Below are 16,828 nucleotides of genomic sequence, written 5' to 3'. Positions count from 1 at the left end.
GTCGCCGAGTGTCGAATCGGCGCCCCGTGCAGGTCCCGGCGGCGCGGACGGCGCCGCAGCTCACCGAGTACGAGGAGAGTCCGCGATGACCCGGACCAGCGATCTCGACGCCGACACCGCCGCCGACAACGTGGGCGGCGGCGACGGCGAGACCATCGCGCCGCAGCCCTACGTCCTCACCGACGCCCCCGGCCCGCTGTCCCGCGACGAGCTGGTCGCGGTGGACACCTGGTGGCGGGCCGCGAACTATCTGGCGGTCGGCCAGATCTATCTGATGCGCAATCCGCTGCTGCGCGAGCCGCTGCGCGCCGAGGACATCAAGCCGCGCCTGCTCGGCCACTTCGGCACCGTGCCCGGCCTGAATCTGGTGTGGGCGCACGCGAATCGGGTGATCCGCGATCGCGGGCTCGACGCGGTGTACGTGGCGGGCCCCGGCCACGGCGGCCCCGGCCCGAACGCCTGTGCCTGGCTGGAGGGCGCCTACGCCGAGCTCTACCCCGATATCGCGCGCGACGCCAACGGCATGCGCAGGCTGTTCCACCAGTTCTCCTTCCCCGGCGGCGTGCCCAGCCACTGCGCGCCGGAGACGCCCGGCTCGTTCCACGAGGGCGGCGAACTCGGCTACAGCCTGCTGCACGCCTATGGCGCCGCGCTCGATCATCCCGATCTCACGGTGTTCTGCGTGATCGGCGACGGCGAGGCCGAGACCGGCCCGCTGGCGGCCAGCTGGCACGCGAACAAATTCCTCAACGCGGCGCGCGACGGCGCGGTGGTGCCGATCCTCGCGCTCAACGAGTACAAGATCGCCAACCCGACGATCCTCGCCCGCATCCCGACCGACGAACTGGTCGCGCTGCTGCGCGGCTACGGCTACGAACCGCTGATCGTCTCCGGCGACGATCCGGCCCCGGTACACCAGGCGCTGGCCACGGCGATGGACACCTGCCTGGACCGCATCGCCGGCTTCCAGCGCGCGGCCCGCGCCGACGGCGACACCACCCGGCCGCGCTGGCCGATGATCGTGCTGCATACCCCGAAGGGCTGGACCTGTCCCCCGGTCGTCGACGGCGAACAGGTCGAGGGCACCTTCCGCGCCCACCAGGTCCCCCTGCCCGCGGCCCGCACCAACCCGCAGCACCGGCGCGTGCTGGAGCAGTGGCTGCGCTCGTATCGCCCCGAGGAACTGTTCGACGAGCACGGCGCCCCGGTCGCCGCCGTGCTCGGCCAGATCCCGGACCGGCCGATGAGCCTGAACCCGGTCGCCAACGGCGGGCTGCTCGTGCGCGATCTGGACCTGCCGGACTGGCGCGACTACGGCGTCGCCGTCGAGCGGCCGGGGTCGGGACCGCACGAGGCGACCCGGGTGCTGGGCAGCTGGCTGCGCGATGTCACGGTGCGCAATCCACACAATTTCCTCACCCTCGCCCCGGACGAACTGGTCAGCAACCGGCTCCAGGACATCCTCGAGGTGACCGGACGGGACTGGCAGGCCGAGGTCGGCCGCTGGGATGTCGACCTGTCGCCGACCGGCCGCGCCGTGGAGGTGCTCTCCGAGCACCTGTGCCAGGGCCTGCTGGAGGGCTACCTGCTCACCGGCAGGCACGGGGTGTTCACCTGCTACGAGGCGTTCATCCACATCGTCGACGCCATGTTCAACCAGCACGCCAAGTGGCTCGACGCCAGCCTGGCGGTGCCGTGGCGGCGCCGGATCCCCAGCCTGAACTACCTGCTCACCTCGCACGTGTGGCGCCAGGACCACAACGGATTCACCCACCAGGACCCGGGCTTCCTCGATGTCGTGGCGAACAAGAGTCCCGAGATCGTGCGGGTGTACCTGCCGCCGGACGCGAACACCCTGCTGTCCACCTACGACCACTGCCTGCGCTCGCTGCACTACGCCAATGTGGTCGTGGCGGGCAAACAGCCGGGGCCGGACTGGCTTTCGGTGTCCGAGGCCGCGCTGCACTGCGCCCGCGGGGTCGGGATCTGGGAGTGGGCCTGCCACAACGACGACCCCGGCACCATCCCCGACGTGGTGCTCGGCTGCGCGGGCGACATCCCCACCCTGGAGACCCTCGCCGCCGCCGCGATCCTCCGCGATCGGCTACCCGACCTGCGGGTCCGGGTGGTCAATGTCGTCGACCTGATGCGGATGCTGCCCGCCGACGAACACCCGCACGGCCTGCCCGACGCCGAGTTCGACGCGCTGTTCACCACCGACCGCCCGGTGATCTTCGCCTTCCACGGCTACCCCTGGCTGGTCCACCGGCTCACCTACCGCCGCACCAACCACGCCGAACTGCACGTGCGCGGATACAAGGAGAAGGGCACGACCACCACCCCCTTCGACATGGTGATGCTCAACGACCTCGACCGCTTCCACCTGGTGCTCGACGTGATCGATCGGGTGCCCGGCCTGCGCGGGCGGGCGGCGGGTCTGCGCCAGGAGATGGTCGACGCCCGGCTGATCGCCCGGCGCTGGACCAGGGAGCACGGCGAGGACATCCCGGTCGTCGCGAACTGGGTCTGGCCCGAGGCCGCCATCCCCACTGTGACGTAACGCGGTTGCGGCGCGGGCCCGCGCTGCACGACGATGGAGTCGATGACCGAGCCCCGCCGCCCCGACACCCTCCCCCGCGATCGTCGCGACCTCACCGGCCCCTTCGACGTGATCGGCGACGTACACGGCTGCCGCGGCGAGCTGGAAACCCTGCTGGGCGAACTCGGCTACACCATCGAGCGCGACGAGCGCGGCCGGGCGGTCGGCGCCGCGCACCCGGACGCGCGCACGGTGGTCTTCGTCGGCGATCTCGTCGACCGCGGCCCCGACACCCCCGGTGTGCTGCGCCTGGCGATGGGCATGGTCGCCGCGCACACCGCGCTGTGCGTCACCGGCAACCACGAGTACAAACTGGTGCGCGCGCTGGACGGACGCCATGTCCGCGTCGCCCACGGCCTCGAGCTCTCCCTGGCCCAGCTGGCCACCGAAGACGCCGAATTCCGCGCCGCCGCACACACTTTCCTGCGCGAGCTACCGAGCCACTATCTGCTCGACCGCGGCAAGCTGGTCGTCGCCCACGCAGGCCTGCCGGAAAGCCTGCACGGCAGCACCTCCAGCCGCGCCCGCTCCTTCGCCCTCTACGGCTCCCCCACCGGCGACTTCGACGAGCACGGCCTGCCCATCCGCTACGACTGGGCCCAGGACTACCGCGGCGCCGCCACCGTCCTCTACGGCCACACCCCCGTCACCAAACTGACCTGGGTCAACAACACCCTCTGCCTCGACACCGGCGCCGTCTTCGGCGGCACCCTCTCCGCCCTGCGCTACCCCGAACTGACCACGATCTCCGTCCCCGCCGAACAGATCTGGAGCGAACGCGCCGGCATCACTCCCGGCAGCTAGTCCTCGCCGCGGGCCTGTTTGATCTTGCGCCAGCCGCCGGCGCGGTTGTCGGCGATGATCTGTTTCAGCATCTTGCTCAGGGCGCGGTCGTTGAGGGTCTGGCCCTCGTAGACGGCGACGGTGCGCGCGGTCTTGTTGTCGTGGCCGCCGGTGATGATGTTGTCCGGGTCGGGGACGATGGCGCCGTCGTAGAGGAAGATGTTGACGTGCGTCTTGGCGGCGAGCAGCGCGCAGATATTGCCGTCGAGGACGAAATAGGGCTGCACGCGCCGCTTCACGGTCTCGGCGACCTCGGGGTCGGCGGCGTGGACGAGGTCGCGGACCTGGCGGCAGACGGCCTGCTGCCAGGTGGGGAGCGCGTCGATGTAGGCGTCCACGCGCGGATCGGCGACGTAGGTCACCGATCGATGGTGACACATCGGCGGGCCGGTGTCCGGGCAGCGCGTCCGGCGGGATCGTCGCCGAATCGTCAACTCGACATCCCGGGCGAGCGGGCCGCGACCTGGCGAAACGGGCTTACCATCGCACCGGACGACCCGACTCATCGCCGAGGAGAGGTTCATGCGCCGAACGATGCTCGCCCTGTCCGTGCTCTGTCCGCTGGTCGGCGCCGGGCTGGCCGCCGCCGATCCGGCGCCGCCGGGGACCGGCACCGCCGGGACGCTGAGCGTCCTGGCCTTCACCGGCCGGGACCCGATCCCGGTCAACCGCGCCGAGATCACGGTGACCCGCTGCGGCGAGACCCAGGTCGTGACCACCCTGACCAGCGGCCCCGACGGCCGCGCCACCGCCGCCCTGCCCGACGGCTGCTACGAGGCGAGGGTGATCACCGTGCCCGGCGGGTGCGCGCTGGCCGACACCGCCCCGGTGCGCCTGCAGGTCGCCGCCGGCACCCAGGTGAGTACCGAGTTCCGGTTCCGCTGCGCCTGAGTCCTCAGCCGCAGACGGGAAGGAACCGGTCGAGGTCGATCGCCTCGGCCATCGCCCGGTAGCCCGCCGCGTTGGGGTGCAGGTTGTCCGCGCCCGCGTAGCGGGGATCGAGGACGTCCGGGTTCGCCGGATCCCGCAGCGCCGCATCGAAATCCACCACGCTGTCGGACAGCCGCTGGGTCCGGATCCAGGCGTTGATCCGCTGCCGCACCGGATTCGCGTACGGCAGCGTGGCCATGCCGTCCAGCAGGGCGTTGCTCGTCGGCAGCAGGGTGCCCAGGTGGACGCGCAGCCCGGCGGCGTGCAGGCGGTCGATCAGCCCGGTGTAGCCGGCGACCACCTCGTCGTAGCCCGCGCCGATCGGAATCCCCAGATCGTTGATGCCCTCGAGCACGATCACCTCGCTGACCCCGGCCTTGTCGATGACGTCGGCCTGCAGCCGGGCGCCCGCGTGCGGCCCGAACTGCGGGATGAAGCCGTCGCGGGTGACCCGGTTGCCCGAGATCCCCGCATTGAGCACGCTGAACGGCTTGCCCGCGGCGTCGAGCCTGCGCTGCAGGAAGTCGGGATAGCGCACGTTCCGATCGATCACGCTCGGGTCCTGCGGGGTGCCGAGGTAGGTGGCCGACACATAGCCGTCGGTGATCGAGTCGCCGAAGGCCACGATGGTCGAGACCGCTCCCGGCGCCCGCACATCGAGACCCGAGACGAACGGCACCGCGGTCGTGCGCAACGGCAGCGGCGCGCCCGACGGATCGGTGGTGCGATCACCGGCGAACGGGAGGCTGTAATAACTGGTGGCGTTGCCGTTGAAATGCTCGGTCGGCAGCACCGCGAGTCCGGGCGCGTGCACGCTCACCGCCAGCGGCGCGAACGCCTCGAACTCGAGCCGGACCGGGTCGCTCACCACATCGCTCCACGGCGCGATGGTCACGGCCCGCTCGCCGCCGAAGCTCACCTCGCGCACGGAGTCGGGGCGCACCGCCGCGCCCGCGCTCTGGGCCCCCACCGTCACGTGTCCCACGGTCATCGCGATCGGCCGGGTGCGATTTGTCAGGTGGACCCGCAGCTCCGAGCCACCCCGGTGCGGCGTGATCACCACGCGATAGGTCTGATCCGAGAGCGACAGCTGGGGAATCAGCGACGGGTCGGCGGCACTGAGCGAATCGGACGGCGCCGCCATCCAGCTGCCCACCCAGGCGGGTTCATCGCAGGTGCTCGGCGCTGCCCCGGCGATCCCGGTCGACATCGATCCGGCCAGTACCATCGCGGCCCCGAGAACCGCCCACTTCCCCACGCCGCACAGCCTCCAGAGTCACCACCCGACCGTTATCGGGGGTAACAGTAAAAGCGGCGCTATACCGGCGGGTAGGAATCGTGAAAATACTTCGCGCCCACCGGTTTCGCGTCAGTTGGTGGGGCCACCGGCGACGTAGAGGACCTGACCCGACACGAAGCCCGCGCCCTCGCTCACGAAGTACGATGCCGCGTTGGCGATGTCGGCGGGCGTGCCGACCCGGTTGACCGGGATCTGCGCGGCGGCGGCCTGCTTGAACGCCTCGAAGTCGACGCCGACCCGCGCGGCGGTCGCGGCGGTCATGTCGGTTTCGATGAAGCCGGGCGCGATCGCGTTCGCGGTGACGCCGAACTTGCCCAGCTCGAAGGCCAGGGTCTTGGTGAAGCCCTGCATGCCCGCCTTGGCCGCGGAGTAGTTGGCCTGGCCGCGGTTGCCGAGCGCCGAGGTGCTCGACAGGTTCACGATGCGGCCGAACTTCGCGTCCACCATGTACTTCTGCACCGCCCTCGTCATCAGGAAGGCGCCGCGCAGGTGCACGTTCAGGACGGTGTCCCAGTCGTCCACCGACATCTTGAACAGCAGGTTGTCGCGCAGCACGCCCGCGTTGTTGACCAGCACGGTCGGCGCGCCGAGCTCGGTGGCGATCCGCTCGACCGCGGCGGCGACCGCGGCCTCGTCGGCCACGTCGGCGCCGACGGCGAGAGCGCTGCCTCCGGCGGCCTCGATGGCGGCGACGGTGTTCGCGCAGGCGGCGGCGTCGAGATCGAGCACGGCGACGGCGAATCCGTCGGCGGCGAGCTTTCCGGCGACCGCGGCGCCGATGCCCCGCGCGGCACCGGTGACGATCGCGACCCTGCGTTCCGTGGACATGTGCACTCCTCCGCGCTGACACAACCGTGAGCTGGGCGAATGGTGATGGTCGGGGTGACAGGATTTGAACCTGCGACCCTCCGCTCCCAAAGCGGATGCGCTACCAAGCTGCGCTACACCCCGAGGCCTCGGGGCTGCGACGCCGTCGAGGGAATTCATGTTTGAGCGGGTGACGGGAATCGAACCCGCACCATCAGCTTGGAAGGCTGAGGTTCTACCATTGAACTACACCCGCAGGCATACGACATCGATGGGATCGCCACGATGTCGTGTGCGCCACGACTGTACCGAATCCCGCGCGCTAAATGCCAATCCGCCCCCGGCGAGCACGGCGGCGCGCCCCCGCCCCGCGGTGACGACCCCCGCCGGCGCCGGTGCCCGATTAGGGCCTAATGACCCTATCCACGTGAACCCCTGCACGGCCACGATGGTTGATGCGCGCCAATGGGGACCGGCGCCTGCTCCACCGGGGGAATAAATAGGAGAATTTTCCTTAAAAACCTGGCATGTGGGCGGCGAGTAGGCCACCATGAAATGGCGCGTGACGGGCTCCTTGTCGGGGGGAGTCGTGGTCACTCGGCCACCTCGTCACGACTCGCCCCTGGGCCAGGAGGAACCGCATGGCAATGCAACGCCCACCCCCTCGAGATGGGCTCTACGCTGCATGTTTCGGTCTTCCCAAAGTTTTTTCGGGAAGTGTGTAACGCCGGGACACCTGTAGCGATGTCATAGCCGATCGCCATTCGCGAGAGACTGCAACGCGTTCTACAACGCGGCTTTTCGGTCTCGGGTGGCTTGCTAGGATCCTTTTTGCCGGACGGGGGTATCTGGAAAGGGGGCGGTGAGCGTGTGCCGAACTCGGTGGACTCAACCGCGTAGCAGTGCGAACGATCGAGGTGGCGAGCTCGTCGCCACCGACCGCCGGTGATGTCGATGACTGTCCACATCGAGCCACCGGTCGCCGCGATGGCCCGCGCCTGGGCCCGCGCGGTGTGCGCCGAACCGGGATCTTCCACGGCGCCGCACCAGCTGGAGCCGGTGCTCGTCGAGATCGTCGAGCGGCTGCTGCATCTGGCGCGGACCGAACCGTTCCCGGTGCCACAGGCGCGGATGCTCGGCGCCCGGCTGGCCGAGGCGCCCTTCGAACGAACCAGGATGCTGGCGCACGCCACCCGCTGGCTGCTCGGCTTCCCCTCCGGCGTGCCCGGCTCGCTGGTGGCCACCCGCTGGCCGCTGGTCGCCAGTCAGGCCATCGACAGTTACGCGCAGGCGCTGCAGGAACGGGCGCTCGCGCAACAGGAACAGAACATCTCGGCGAAAGTGTCGCTGCGCGTACAGGAGATCGCCGCGCTGCAGCACCGCTTGCGCCACGAAGCAACCCACGACGCGCTGACCGATCTGGCCAACCGCACGTTGCTGCAGGAACGGGTGCGGGCCTTCGCGGCCGACCCGACCCGCGGCGTCGGTGTACTGGTGGTCGACCTGGACCGGTTCAAGCAGATCAACGACGGCTACGGGCACGCGATCGGCGACGAGGTCTTGGTCGAACTGGCCAACCGGCTGCGCGAGGTGTGCCCGCCCGAGACGGTGATCTGCCGGTACGGCGGTGACGAGTTCGTCGTCGCCGCCAACCCGCGGCGCGACACCCTCGGCGAGCTGGCGCACCACGTGGTGGCGGCGCTGCGCGACCCGGTGTGGTCGAGCGCGGGGCCGGTACCGGTCTCGGCGAGCGTGGGCACGGCGTTCTGCGCGCCGGGAAAGACGTGCGATTTCACCGATCTGCTGCGTCGCGCCGACCGCGCGATGTATTCGGCGAAATCCGCGGGCGGGCGGCGTTTCGCGCTCGCCGAATCGGGCGACCCGGAACTGGGAACCGCGGTCGCGGGCTGAGTCGGATCGCGAAGCCTGCACTTCGCGTTCCGGCTCAACCCCTTTCGATGTAGTCAGGCAGTGTGCTCGGATCCGGCTCGGCGTCTCGCGTCGAGCCGGATCAGCGGCAGCGCCGCGACCGCGAGCACCGCGCCGATCAGGCCGACCGAGGTGAGCCCGCCGCCGTGGGTCAGGGTGATGGCCGCGAGCACCGGAGTGCCACTGATCCCCAGCTGGAAGGCCGACACCGTGGTGGCACCCGCGAGCGTCGGCGCCGCGGCCGCGATGGTGAAGACCCGGCCGTAGAGCGCGGGATTGAGGACGAACGCCGCGACCCCGAGCGCGAAGACCGCGGGCACCACCACCCATGCCCAGGCCATCGCCGTCGCGAGCAGCACCGACAGCAGGCCGATGGCGATCGTCCCGGCCGTCAACGCGGCGTGCGGCCGCCGGTCGGCGATCCGGCCGCCGACGGACAGGCCGACGAAGGCGCCCACGCCGAACAGCGCGAGGACGGCCGGAATCCACACGGCCGCAACACCGGTGACCTCGCCGAGCAGCGCCGCCAGATAGTTGAACGTGATCATGTAGGCGGCCGTGCTCAGGATGGTGATCGCGTAGATGCCCCACAGCGCCGGCTCGCGCATCACCGCGAGCTCGCGGCGCACCTCCGGCCTCGCCTCGGATTCCGCTGCGGCGGTGGGGATTCCGAGCAGGCAGCCGATCCCTCCCGCGAGCGTCAGCAGCACGACCGCGACGAATCCCCCACGCCAGCCGAGGAAATGGCTCAGCAGCGTCCCCATCGGACCACCGACCACCATCGCCACGCTGAGCCCACTCACTACCACCGCGGACGCCCGCCCGACCCGATCCGGGGTCACCAGGCGGACCGCCGTGACCGACGCGACGGCGAAGAACCCCGCGTAGGCGACACCGGCGACGACCCGCGAGATCAGCAGCACCCGATAGTCACCGACCAGCCCGATCGCGATACTCGCCGCGAAGACCGCCTGGGTCACCAGCAGCGCCGAGCGCCGCGGCAGGCGCAGGCCGAGCACCGCGCACGGCGGTCCGCCGACGACCACACCGAGCGCGAACGCGGTGATGAGCATGCCCGCGGACGAGAGCGGCACCCCCAGATCGAGCGCCACATCGGGCAGCACGCCCGCGAGCAGGAACTCCGCGCTGCCCATCGCGAACAGGCTGAACCCCAGCAGATATACCCCGGCGGGCAGCCTGGCGCCGATACGCGACGCCGGGGCGGTCGTGTCCATTTCCCTTGTCGAATCCATCTCGGATCACCTCCGCGACGAGCATCCCGACGCCTTTGCGGTATCGGCAAAGAACCTTGCCGTTTCCGGGACGGATCGATTCCACTGGGCACATGGAGGACCAACCGACCGTCGGCGCGGTGATCGAGCAGATCGGGCCGCGGTTGCGCCGGGCGCGGGAGCAGCGGAACGTCAGCCTGGCCGCGGTCGCGCGGGCCACCGGCGTCTCGACGAGCACGCTGTCACGGCTGGAATCGGGGCAGCGCAAGCCCGGTCTCGAACTGCTGCTGCCGATTACGGCGGCGCTGGGCATCGGGCTGGACGAGATCGTCGCGGCGCCACGCGTCGTCGATCCCCGGGTGCCGCGGGGGTCCACCGGCGACGGCGGCCGGCTGCTGATCCCGCTCTCCCGTCACCCCGGGGAGCCCCGCGCCTACAAGATGATCATTCCCGCCGGCGACGAGGACCCGTTCCCGCGCGCCCATGACGGCCACGAGTGGCTGTACGTGCTGCGCGGGCGGCTGCGGGTTCGGCTCGGTGACCACGATTTCGTCATGGGCGCGGGCGAGGCGGCCGAATTCGACTGCCGGATCCCGCACTGGTTCGGCGCGACGGGCCGGGGCGGTGTCGAGATCCTCAGCCTCTTCGGCGCGCACGGTGAGCGCATCCACGTCAGGGCGAGTTCGCCCCGCGATGTCAGCGCGGCTGACAGATCGGGCACCAGAAGAGGTTTCGCCCCTCCATGACGCCGTGTGCGATCGGGGTCGCGCACACCCGGCAGGGCTCGCCCTGGCGGCGGTAGACGTAGGTGCGCGGCCGGTCCTTGGCGTAGGACGGTGCGCCGGTGTCGTGTTCGGGCCGGACGACGTGCATCCGGCCGGTGGCCACGCCGACCGGCATCAGCTCGACCAGGTCGGCCCACAGGGCGTCCCATTCCTCGGCGCTGACCGAGGTGCCCGGCCGAAACGGCGAGATGCCGTGCCGGAACAGCACTTCCGCGCGGTAGACATTGCCGACGCCGGCGATCAGCGCCTGATCCATCAGCAGCGCGCCGATCGCCCGGCGGGAGCGCCGGATGCGCGCGCCCGCCCGTTCGTGATCGGCGTCGGGGCGCAGCGGGTCGGCGCCGAGGCGGGCGAGGAGCGCGTCGACCTCCGGCGGCAGCAGCACCTCGCAGGCGGTCGGCCCGCGCAGATCGCTGCCGAAATCCGTCGCGGCGCCGAGCATCCGCATCCGCACCTGGCCGACCGGCGCCGCCAACGGCAATTCGCCCTCGCTGAAGGTGCCGTACAAACCCAGATGCACGTGCACCGTCAGCCCGGACGCGTAGTGGTGCAGCAGATGCTTCCCGACGGCCTCGGCCGACTCCAGCACCCGCCCGTCCACCATCGCCGCGCCCTCGGCGAACCGCCCCTGCGGACTCGAAACCCGCACGGCTCCACCGGCGAACCGCTCCTGATGCAGGCGGGCGATGCGATGAAGGGTGTGCCCCTCAGGCAAGAAACACACCTTCCTCGAGCTGAGTGCGGAACTGTCAGTACGCGGGGACCGCGGGGGCCTCGCCGGACTTCTCGTAGTCGGCGAGGATGTCGATGCGGCGCTGGTGGCGCGGCTCTTCCGACCACGCCTGGGCGAGGAACGCGTCGACGATGGCGAGCGCCTCCTCGGTGGTGTGCATGCGGCCGCCGATCCCGATCAGCTGGGCGTTGTTGTGTTCGCGGGCCAGCTTGGCGGTTTCGACGCTCCAGGCCAGGGCGCAGCGCGCGCCGGGGACCTTGTTGGCGGCGATCTGCTCGCCGTTGCCGCTGCCACCGAAGACCAGGCCGAGCGAGCCCGGGTCGGCGACGGTGCGGCGGGCCGCCTCGATGCAGAACGCGGGGTAGTCGTCGAGGGCGTCGTACTCGAGAGCACCACAGTCGACGACGTCGTGTCCGGCCTCCTGCAGATGGGCCTTGACGTGATTCTTCAGTTCGAAACCGGCATGGTCGGCACCCAGGTAAACGCGCATGGCTGCGATTGTGTCAGGCCCGCTTAGAGTCGTTTCATGCACCCGCACGAACCGCATCAGCCGCCTTCGGCAGGTCCCCCGCCGGGGCATTCCGGCCCACCCGCCGAGTCGGTACCGTCGCTGGACAAGGGCACCGGCGACGCTCCCGTTCCACCGCAGTACCCCGGGCCCGCCTCGTCGCCCTGGGCCCAGCAGGCCCCGCCGACCGGTGGATTCCCGGCCCAGCCGTACGCGCCCGCCCCGCAGTACCCCGGCCCGTATCCCCCGGTGCCGCAGGCCGGTTACTACCCGCCCGGCGGCCCGCCGATCCCGCCGCAGCAGCAGCCGCGCGGGCTGTCGCCGTTCGGGATGCCGGCCCGGCATTCGTGGGAGATCCCGCTGCTGGTGGTCGTGATCATGTTCACGACGGTGGCCTATCTGCTGGTCGCGCTGATCCTGCTGGTCGAGCTGTTCGCCGAGCCGGTGCTCGACGACAAGGGCCAGCCGGTCGACACCGGGTCGATCCTGACCAGTCCGTACGTGCTGCTGCTGGTGTTCGCGCCGGTGCTGCTGTGGCTCGGCCGTGGCCTCAACTACGCGACCCAGCGGATCAACGGCGTGAAGATGTCACCGACGCAGTTCCCCGAGGGCTACCGGATGGTGCAGGAGGCGGCGGCGCGATTCGGGATGAGCAAGGTGCCCGACGCCTACGTCGTGCTGGGCAACGGCCAGATCAACGCGTTCGCGTCCGGGCACGGGTTCCGCCGGTTCGTGGTGGTCTACAGCGACCTGTTCGAAATCGGCGGCACCGCCCGCGATCCCGACGCGCTGGCCTTCATCATCGGTCACGAGGTGGGGCATATCGCCGCGGGGCACGTGTCGTACTGGCGCCAGCTCGGCATGTTCGTCGCGCCGTGGCTGCCGATCCTGGGGTCCTCGCTGATCCGCGCGCAGGAGTACACCGCGGACAATCACGGCTTCTGCAATCGGTACCAGGGCGCGCCCGGCGCGATGGGGACGCTGGCCGCGGGCAAGTACCTCAACGCCCAGGTCGGTTTCGACGAGATGGCCGACCGGGCCGCGATCGAGAAGGGCGGATTCGTCTGGCTGGTCAACGCCATGTCCAGCCATCCGGTCCTCACCTGGCGGATGTGGGCGCTGCGCGACCGCAGCAAGCACGGCCCGATGTTCCTGCGCCCGAGCGCACCCCACCCCGGGGCCATCCCACCGCCGGGCGGCTATCCGCCGATCACCGCGCCGCGCGCGCTGCCGCCGAAACCGGTGTGATCAGGTCGGGGTGCCGGACGGTGGGTCCGGCACCCCGTTCGGCACTCAGTCGAAGACCGGGTCCTCGGTGCGCGTGCGCTTGAGCTCGAAGAAGTGCGGGTACGAGGCCAGCGCGACCACGCCGTCCCACACTCGGCCCGCGTCCTCGCCGCGCGGGATGCGCGAGAGCACGGGACCGAAGAACGCGACGCCGTTGACGTGGATGGTCGGGGTGCCCACATCGGGGCCCACCTTGTCCATGCCCGCGTGGTGGCTGGTGCGCAGCGCCTCGTCGAACTCGGTGCTGGTCGCGGCGTCGGCCAGCTCGGCGGGCAGGTCCAGCTCGGCCAGCGCGTCGGCGACGACCGCGGACAGCGTCTCGGCGACGGTGTCGCGCTGGTACTCGTCCCGGCGCTCGTGGATACGGGTGCCCAGCGCGGTGTAGAGCGGCAGCAGGATCTCGTCACCGGACTTCTCGGCGGCGGCGATGGCGACCCGGACCGGGCCCCAGCCCGCCGCCATCAGGTCGACATAGACCTCGGGCAGATCGTCCTTGCCCTCGTTGAGCACCGACAGACTCATCACGTGGAAGCGCGCCTCGATATCGCGCACCTGCTCCACTTCGAGGATCCAGCGGGACGTGATCCAGCACCAGGGGCACAGCGGATCGAACCAGAAATCGACGACGTCCTTCGTGGCCTGATCGCTCACGATTTTCCTCTCGGGTCAGCACGGCGGGGCGATACGCCCACCGGATGGTGCAACCCCGCGACGACCGGAATCGTTCCCGTGCGGCAGCTCGCGCACTAGGCTCGAGGCGAGGGAGTCCGGTCGTCCGCGAGAAGGAGTCCGTTCATGAGCTCGAATCAGCATTTCGTCGTCATCGGCGGCGGACTCGGTGCAGCCAAGCTGGCCGAGGCTCTGCGCGCCAACGACTTCGACGGCCGGGTGACGGTGCTGGCCGCCGAGGAGGAGCTGCCCTACGAGCGGCCGCCGCTGTCCAAACAGCATCTGGCCGGCACCCAGCAGCTTCCCGATTTCACCGTCGACCAGGGGTCCTGGTACCGCGATCACCACATCGACCTGCGGCTGGGCACCACCGCGACGGCCTTCGATCCGGCCGCGCACACCGTCACGCTGCCCGACGGTTCCACCCTGACCTACGACAAGCTGGCCCTGGCCACCGGTTCGCGCCCGCGCACCCTGCCGATTCCGGGGGCCGCCGCGCCGAACGTGTACACGCTGCGCACGATCGGGGATTCGGATGTGATCGCCGAGATCCTGCGCTCGCACCGCAAGCTGGTGATCATCGGCGCGGGCTGGATCGGGCTCGAGGTCGCCGCGCAGGCGCGGGCCAGGCAGGTCGACGTCACCGTGCTCGAGGCGGCCGAGCTGCCGCTGATCGGCGCGCTCGGTCCGGAGATGGGCGCCTTCTACGCCGAGCTGCATCGCTCGCACGGCGTCGACCTGCGGACCGGCACGAATGTCGAGATGATCCTGACCGAGGACGGCATCGCGACCGGCGTGCAGCTCGGCGACGGCACGGTGGTGCCCGCGCAGGCGGTGCTGGTCGCGGTGGGCGCGGCGCCCAATATCGAAGGCGCCCTGGCCGCCGGGCTCACGACGAACGGGGGTGTGGTGGTCGACGCGGCCCTGCGCACCAGCGATCCGGATGTGGTCGCGGTCGGCGACATCGCCGAGCAGCAGCATCCGGTGCTGAACCGGCCGGTGCGGGTCGAGCACTGGGCCACCGCGCTGAACCAGCCCGCCGTGGCGGCGCTGACCATGCTGGGCAAACCCGCCTCCTACGACCGCCTCCCGTACTTCTTCAGCGATCAGTACGACGTCGGCATGGAGTACACCGGCTATGTCGGCCGCGACGACGACGTGCGCGTGGTGGTGCGCGGGGATCAGGACGAACGCGAGTTCGTGGCGTTCTGGCTGGACCCGGACAACCGGGTCGTGGCGGGGATGAACGTCAATGTCTGGGACGTGACCGAGCGGATCAAGCAGCTGATCCTCTCGGGTGCCCCGGTCGATCCGGAACGGCTGGCCGACCCCGACATTCCCCTGTGACCCAGTTCACACCGACTGGCGGGGCGGATGTGTCGAACGGCGCGCGCCCGCTCCGACCATGTCTCGAGCGCGCCCGCGGGGCGCCCCCGACACCAGGAGCGATGCGATGAAGTTCATGCTGGTCAAGACCTACGCCGAGGCCGCCTACTGCAACACCCCGATTCCCGAGTGGGCGCCCGAGGACATCGCCGCCCACATCGATTTCCAGCGGGTACTGGGCGAACAGCTCGCCGCCGCGGGCGAACTGGTCGACGCCCAGGGCCTGGCCGGGCCGGATCAGGCGCTGATCGTGCTCTCCGACGGCCGCTCGGCGCCGGTGGTCACCGACGGCCCGTTCCCGGAGACCAAGGAGTTCCTGGCCGGCTACTGGATCGTCGACGTCGACTCGCGCGAGCGTGCCATCGAGATCGCCGCGCAGGCCTCGGCCGCGCCCGGTCCCGGCGGCACGCCGATCGGTGAGTACATCGAGGTGCGCCAGGTCATGAGCGCCCCGGCGGAGTGAGTACGGACCCACGCACCGAGGACCTGCTGCGCGAGCTCGCCCCGCAGGTCCTCGGTGTCCTGGTCCGCCGGTTCGGCGATTTCGACCTGGCCGAGGACGCCGTGCAGGACGCGCTGCTGGCCGCCGCGACCCAGTGGCGGACCGAGGGCCTGCCGGAGCATCCGCGCGGCTGGCTGATCCAGGTCGCCCAGCGCCGGATGGCCGACGCGGTGCGCGCCGAGGTCGCCCGGCGGCGCAGGGAGACCACGGTGTTCGCGCGCGAGGTGCCCGCCGAGGCGAGCGCCGACGACGACACCCTCGACATGTACTTCCTGTGCTGCCACCCCGACTTGCCGCCCGCGGGCGCGATCGCGTTGACGCTGCGCGCGGTCGGTGGCCTGAGCACCGCCGAGATCGCCGCCGCCTTCCTGGTCCCCGAAGCGACCATGGCGCAACGCATCTCCCGCGCGAAGAAGCGGCTGGCCGAGTCGGAGCGCCCGTTCGCCGACGGCGCGCAGGACGGCGCGCGGCTGAGCGCGGTGCTCCAGGTGCTCTACGTGATCTTCACCGAGGGCCACACCAGCAGTGCCGGGTCGGGGCTGCGCCGCGCCGACCTGTCCGCCGAGGCGATCCGGCTGACCCGCGCGCTGCGTGCCCTGCTGCCCGACAACACCGAGGTCACCGGCCTGCTCGCGCTGATGCTGCTCACCGATGCCCGCCGGGCCACCCGCTCGGGTCCGCACGGCGAGCTGGTCCCGCTGCACGAACAGGACCGCACCCGCTGGGATCACGCCCAGATCACCGAGGGCCTGCGCCTGCTCACCGCGACCATGCCCGCCGGCCTGACCGGGAGCTACCAGCTCCAGGCCGCGATCGCGGGCCTGCACGCCCAGGCCGCGCACGTGGCGGACACCGACTGGGCCCGGATCCTGGTGCTCTACACCATGATCGAGCGATCGAATCCGAATCCGATGGTCACCTTGAACCGGGCCGTGGCGACCGCCATGGTGCACGGCCCGGCCGCCGGACTCGCCGTCGCCGACACGGTGGCCGAGCCACTGGCCCGCTCCCACCGCCTGGCCGCGGTGCGCGGGCACCTGCACGAGATGGCGGGTGACGACGCGGCCGCCGTCGCGCAGTACCAGCTGGCCGCCACGCAGACGGCGAGCGTGCCGGAGCGCGACTACCTGCTGTTGCGCGCCGCCCGCGTGCGTTCGGCCGCGGTGGACCGCCCCGGCGTCGCCGATGCCGTCGACCCGGGTCCGGCCGCACCGGTCCCTTGAGCGCCGCCACGATCAAGGGGCGGACCTGCCTTCCCCCGCCGCACCCGACGGCGTTCGGATGGTCGACGATCCCCGCCGGCGCGGGCACACGCGGG

At 70.9% G+C, this 16,828-nt stretch carries 16 protein-coding genes and 2 tRNA genes; 9 read left to right on the top strand and 9 right to left on the bottom strand.

All coding sequences use genetic code 11. The features are described from left to right. Window positions 1-85 precede the first annotated feature (85 nt). Both AB0L91_RS29650 and AB0L91_RS29645 read left to right on the top strand, forming a co-directional pair. Window positions 86-2,560: a phosphoketolase family protein gene (locus AB0L91_RS29650; RefSeq protein WP_365015691.1), complete on the top strand. Its 2,475-nt coding sequence runs from the start codon at window positions 86-88 to the stop codon at window positions 2,558-2,560. A 42-nt stretch (window positions 2,561-2,602) separates the two neighbouring features. Further along, on the top strand, window positions 2,603-3,403 hold the full coding sequence (locus AB0L91_RS29645) for a metallophosphoesterase (protein ID WP_365015689.1): 801 nt from the start codon (window positions 2,603-2,605) through the stop codon (window positions 3,401-3,403). Here the strand turns inward: AB0L91_RS29645 and AB0L91_RS29640 are convergent. Beyond that, window positions 3,400-3,804, bottom strand: coding sequence for a DUF1801 domain-containing protein (locus AB0L91_RS29640; RefSeq protein ID WP_365015686.1), 405 nt, complete (start codon window positions 3,802-3,804; stop codon window positions 3,400-3,402). The genes AB0L91_RS29645 and AB0L91_RS29640 overlap by 4 nt on opposite strands. Window positions 3,805-3,964: 160 nt before the next feature. Between AB0L91_RS29640 and AB0L91_RS29635 the strand changes: the two genes are divergently transcribed. Then, entirely contained in the window at window positions 3,965-4,333 is a 369-nt protein-coding gene (locus AB0L91_RS29635; protein WP_355277077.1) for a hypothetical protein, read from the top strand. 4 nt (window positions 4,334-4,337) lie between these two features. On the opposite strand, the gene AB0L91_RS29630 is transcribed toward AB0L91_RS29635, so the two are convergent. The 4 genes from AB0L91_RS29630 to AB0L91_RS29615 all read right to left on the bottom strand — a co-directional run bounded on the left by AB0L91_RS29630 (window position 4,338) and on the right by AB0L91_RS29615 (window position 6,735). Further along, on the bottom strand, window positions 4,338-5,630 hold the full coding sequence (locus AB0L91_RS29630; RefSeq protein WP_365015684.1) for a GDSL-type esterase/lipase family protein: 1,293 nt from the start codon (window positions 5,628-5,630) through the stop codon (window positions 4,338-4,340). 111 nt (window positions 5,631-5,741) lie between these two features. Beyond that, entirely contained in the window at window positions 5,742-6,500 is a 759-nt protein-coding gene (gene fabG, locus AB0L91_RS29625; RefSeq protein WP_365015682.1) for a 3-oxoacyl-ACP reductase FabG, read from the bottom strand. A gap of 46 nt (window positions 6,501-6,546) precedes the next feature. Beyond that, window positions 6,547-6,623, bottom strand: a tRNA-Pro gene (locus AB0L91_RS29620). Between the two features lie 41 nt (window positions 6,624-6,664). Further along, window positions 6,665-6,735 (bottom strand) — tRNA-Gly (locus AB0L91_RS29615). A gap of 698 nt (window positions 6,736-7,433) precedes the next feature. On the opposite strand from AB0L91_RS29615, the gene AB0L91_RS29610 reads away from it, so the two are divergent. Then, on the top strand, window positions 7,434-8,390 hold the full coding sequence (locus AB0L91_RS29610) for a GGDEF domain-containing protein (protein ID WP_355277070.1): 957 nt from the start codon (window positions 7,434-7,436) through the stop codon (window positions 8,388-8,390). Between the two features lie 53 nt (window positions 8,391-8,443). On the opposite strand, the gene AB0L91_RS29605 is transcribed toward AB0L91_RS29610, so the two are convergent. Continuing rightward, on the bottom strand, window positions 8,444-9,661 hold the full coding sequence (locus tag AB0L91_RS29605) for an MFS transporter (RefSeq protein ID WP_365015680.1): 1,218 nt from the start codon (window positions 9,659-9,661) through the stop codon (window positions 8,444-8,446). A gap of 92 nt (window positions 9,662-9,753) precedes the next feature. Between AB0L91_RS29605 and AB0L91_RS29600 the strand changes: the two genes are divergently transcribed. Beyond that, on the top strand, window positions 9,754-10,386 hold the full coding sequence (locus AB0L91_RS29600; RefSeq protein WP_365015678.1) for an XRE family transcriptional regulator: 633 nt from the start codon (window positions 9,754-9,756) through the stop codon (window positions 10,384-10,386). Here the strand turns inward: AB0L91_RS29600 and AB0L91_RS29595 are convergent. After that, window positions 10,337-11,140 (bottom strand): DNA-formamidopyrimidine glycosylase family protein, encoded by an 804-nt coding sequence (locus tag AB0L91_RS29595; RefSeq protein ID WP_365015677.1) that lies wholly within the window; start codon window positions 11,138-11,140, stop codon window positions 10,337-10,339. The two genes, AB0L91_RS29600 and AB0L91_RS29595, sit on opposite strands and share 50 nt — an antisense overlap. Window positions 11,141-11,174: 34 nt before the next feature. Further along, on the bottom strand, window positions 11,175-11,648 hold the full coding sequence (locus AB0L91_RS29590; protein WP_355277062.1) for a ribose-5-phosphate isomerase: 474 nt from the start codon (window positions 11,646-11,648) through the stop codon (window positions 11,175-11,177). Window positions 11,649-11,996: 348 nt separating this feature from the next. Between AB0L91_RS29590 and AB0L91_RS29585 the strand changes: the two genes are divergently transcribed. Continuing rightward, window positions 11,997-12,914, top strand: coding sequence for a M48 family metallopeptidase (locus AB0L91_RS29585; protein WP_355277195.1), 918 nt, complete (start codon window positions 11,997-11,999; stop codon window positions 12,912-12,914). A gap of 45 nt (window positions 12,915-12,959) precedes the next feature. Here the strand turns inward: AB0L91_RS29585 and AB0L91_RS29580 are convergent, their stop codons facing one another. After that, window positions 12,960-13,604, bottom strand: coding sequence for a disulfide bond formation protein DsbA (locus AB0L91_RS29580; protein ID WP_365015675.1), 645 nt, complete (start codon window positions 13,602-13,604; stop codon window positions 12,960-12,962). A 144-nt stretch (window positions 13,605-13,748) separates the two neighbouring features. Here AB0L91_RS29580 and AB0L91_RS29575 point away from each other — a divergent pair, with 144 nt between their 5' ends. The 3 genes from AB0L91_RS29575 to AB0L91_RS29565 all read left to right on the top strand — a co-directional run bounded on the left by AB0L91_RS29575 (window position 13,749) and on the right by AB0L91_RS29565 (window position 16,733). Beyond that, the gene (locus AB0L91_RS29575; RefSeq protein ID WP_365015673.1) at window positions 13,749-14,969 is read left to right on the top strand and encodes an FAD-dependent oxidoreductase; all 1,221 of its coding nucleotides are present in this window, start codon (window positions 13,749-13,751) and stop codon (window positions 14,967-14,969) included. A gap of 106 nt (window positions 14,970-15,075) precedes the next feature. Continuing rightward, window positions 15,076-15,471 carry a YciI family protein gene (locus tag AB0L91_RS29570; RefSeq protein WP_355277055.1) on the top strand — a complete coding sequence of 132 codons (396 nt, stop codon included), beginning with the start codon at window positions 15,076-15,078 and terminating at the stop codon, window positions 15,469-15,471. Then, window positions 15,468-16,733 carry a sigma-70 family RNA polymerase sigma factor gene (locus tag AB0L91_RS29565; protein ID WP_365015671.1) on the top strand — a complete coding sequence of 422 codons (1,266 nt, stop codon included), beginning with the start codon at window positions 15,468-15,470 and terminating at the stop codon, window positions 16,731-16,733. Before AB0L91_RS29570 ends, AB0L91_RS29565 begins: the two co-directional genes overlap by 4 nt. Window positions 16,734-16,828 lie beyond the last annotated feature (95 nt).

This window comes from Nocardia sp. NPDC051833 (genome assembly GCF_040681225.1).
In the GTDB taxonomy this organism is placed as follows: domain Bacteria; phylum Actinomycetota; class Actinomycetes; order Mycobacteriales; family Mycobacteriaceae; genus Nocardia.
Note: the sequence above shows the minus strand (reverse complement) of the source record. Positions and strands in the feature narration are given on the sequence as shown.

What these genes read in the sequence shown, in the direction of transcription:
- AB0L91_RS29650 (WP_365015691.1), top strand. Translation starts at nt 86, where the DNA reads ATGACCCGGACCAGCGATCTCGACGCCGACACCGCCGCCGACAACGTG.
- AB0L91_RS29645 (WP_365015689.1), top strand. Translation starts at nt 2,603, where the DNA reads ATGACCGAGCCCCGCCGCCCCGACACCCTCCCCCGCGATCGTCGCGAC.
- AB0L91_RS29635 (WP_355277077.1), top strand. Translation starts at nt 3,965, where the DNA reads ATGCGCCGAACGATGCTCGCCCTGTCCGTGCTCTGTCCGCTGGTCGGC.
- fabG (WP_365015682.1), bottom strand. Translation starts at nt 6,500, where the DNA reads ATGTCCACGGAACGCAGGGTCGCGATCGTCACCGGTGCCGCGCGGGGC.
- AB0L91_RS29610 (WP_355277070.1), top strand. Translation starts at nt 7,434, where the DNA reads ATGACTGTCCACATCGAGCCACCGGTCGCCGCGATGGCCCGCGCCTGG.
- AB0L91_RS29605 (WP_365015680.1), bottom strand. Translation starts at nt 9,661, where the DNA reads ATGGATTCGACAAGGGAAATGGACACGACCGCCCCGGCGTCGCGTATC.
- AB0L91_RS29600 (WP_365015678.1), top strand. Translation starts at nt 9,754, where the DNA reads ATGGAGGACCAACCGACCGTCGGCGCGGTGATCGAGCAGATCGGGCCG.
- AB0L91_RS29590 (WP_355277062.1), bottom strand. Translation starts at nt 11,648, where the DNA reads ATGCGCGTTTACCTGGGTGCCGACCATGCCGGTTTCGAACTGAAGAAT.
- AB0L91_RS29585 (WP_355277195.1), top strand. Translation starts at nt 11,997, where the DNA reads ATGCCGGCCCGGCATTCGTGGGAGATCCCGCTGCTGGTGGTCGTGATC.
- AB0L91_RS29575 (WP_365015673.1), top strand. Translation starts at nt 13,749, where the DNA reads ATGAGCTCGAATCAGCATTTCGTCGTCATCGGCGGCGGACTCGGTGCA.
- AB0L91_RS29570 (WP_355277055.1), top strand. Translation starts at nt 15,076, where the DNA reads ATGAAGTTCATGCTGGTCAAGACCTACGCCGAGGCCGCCTACTGCAAC.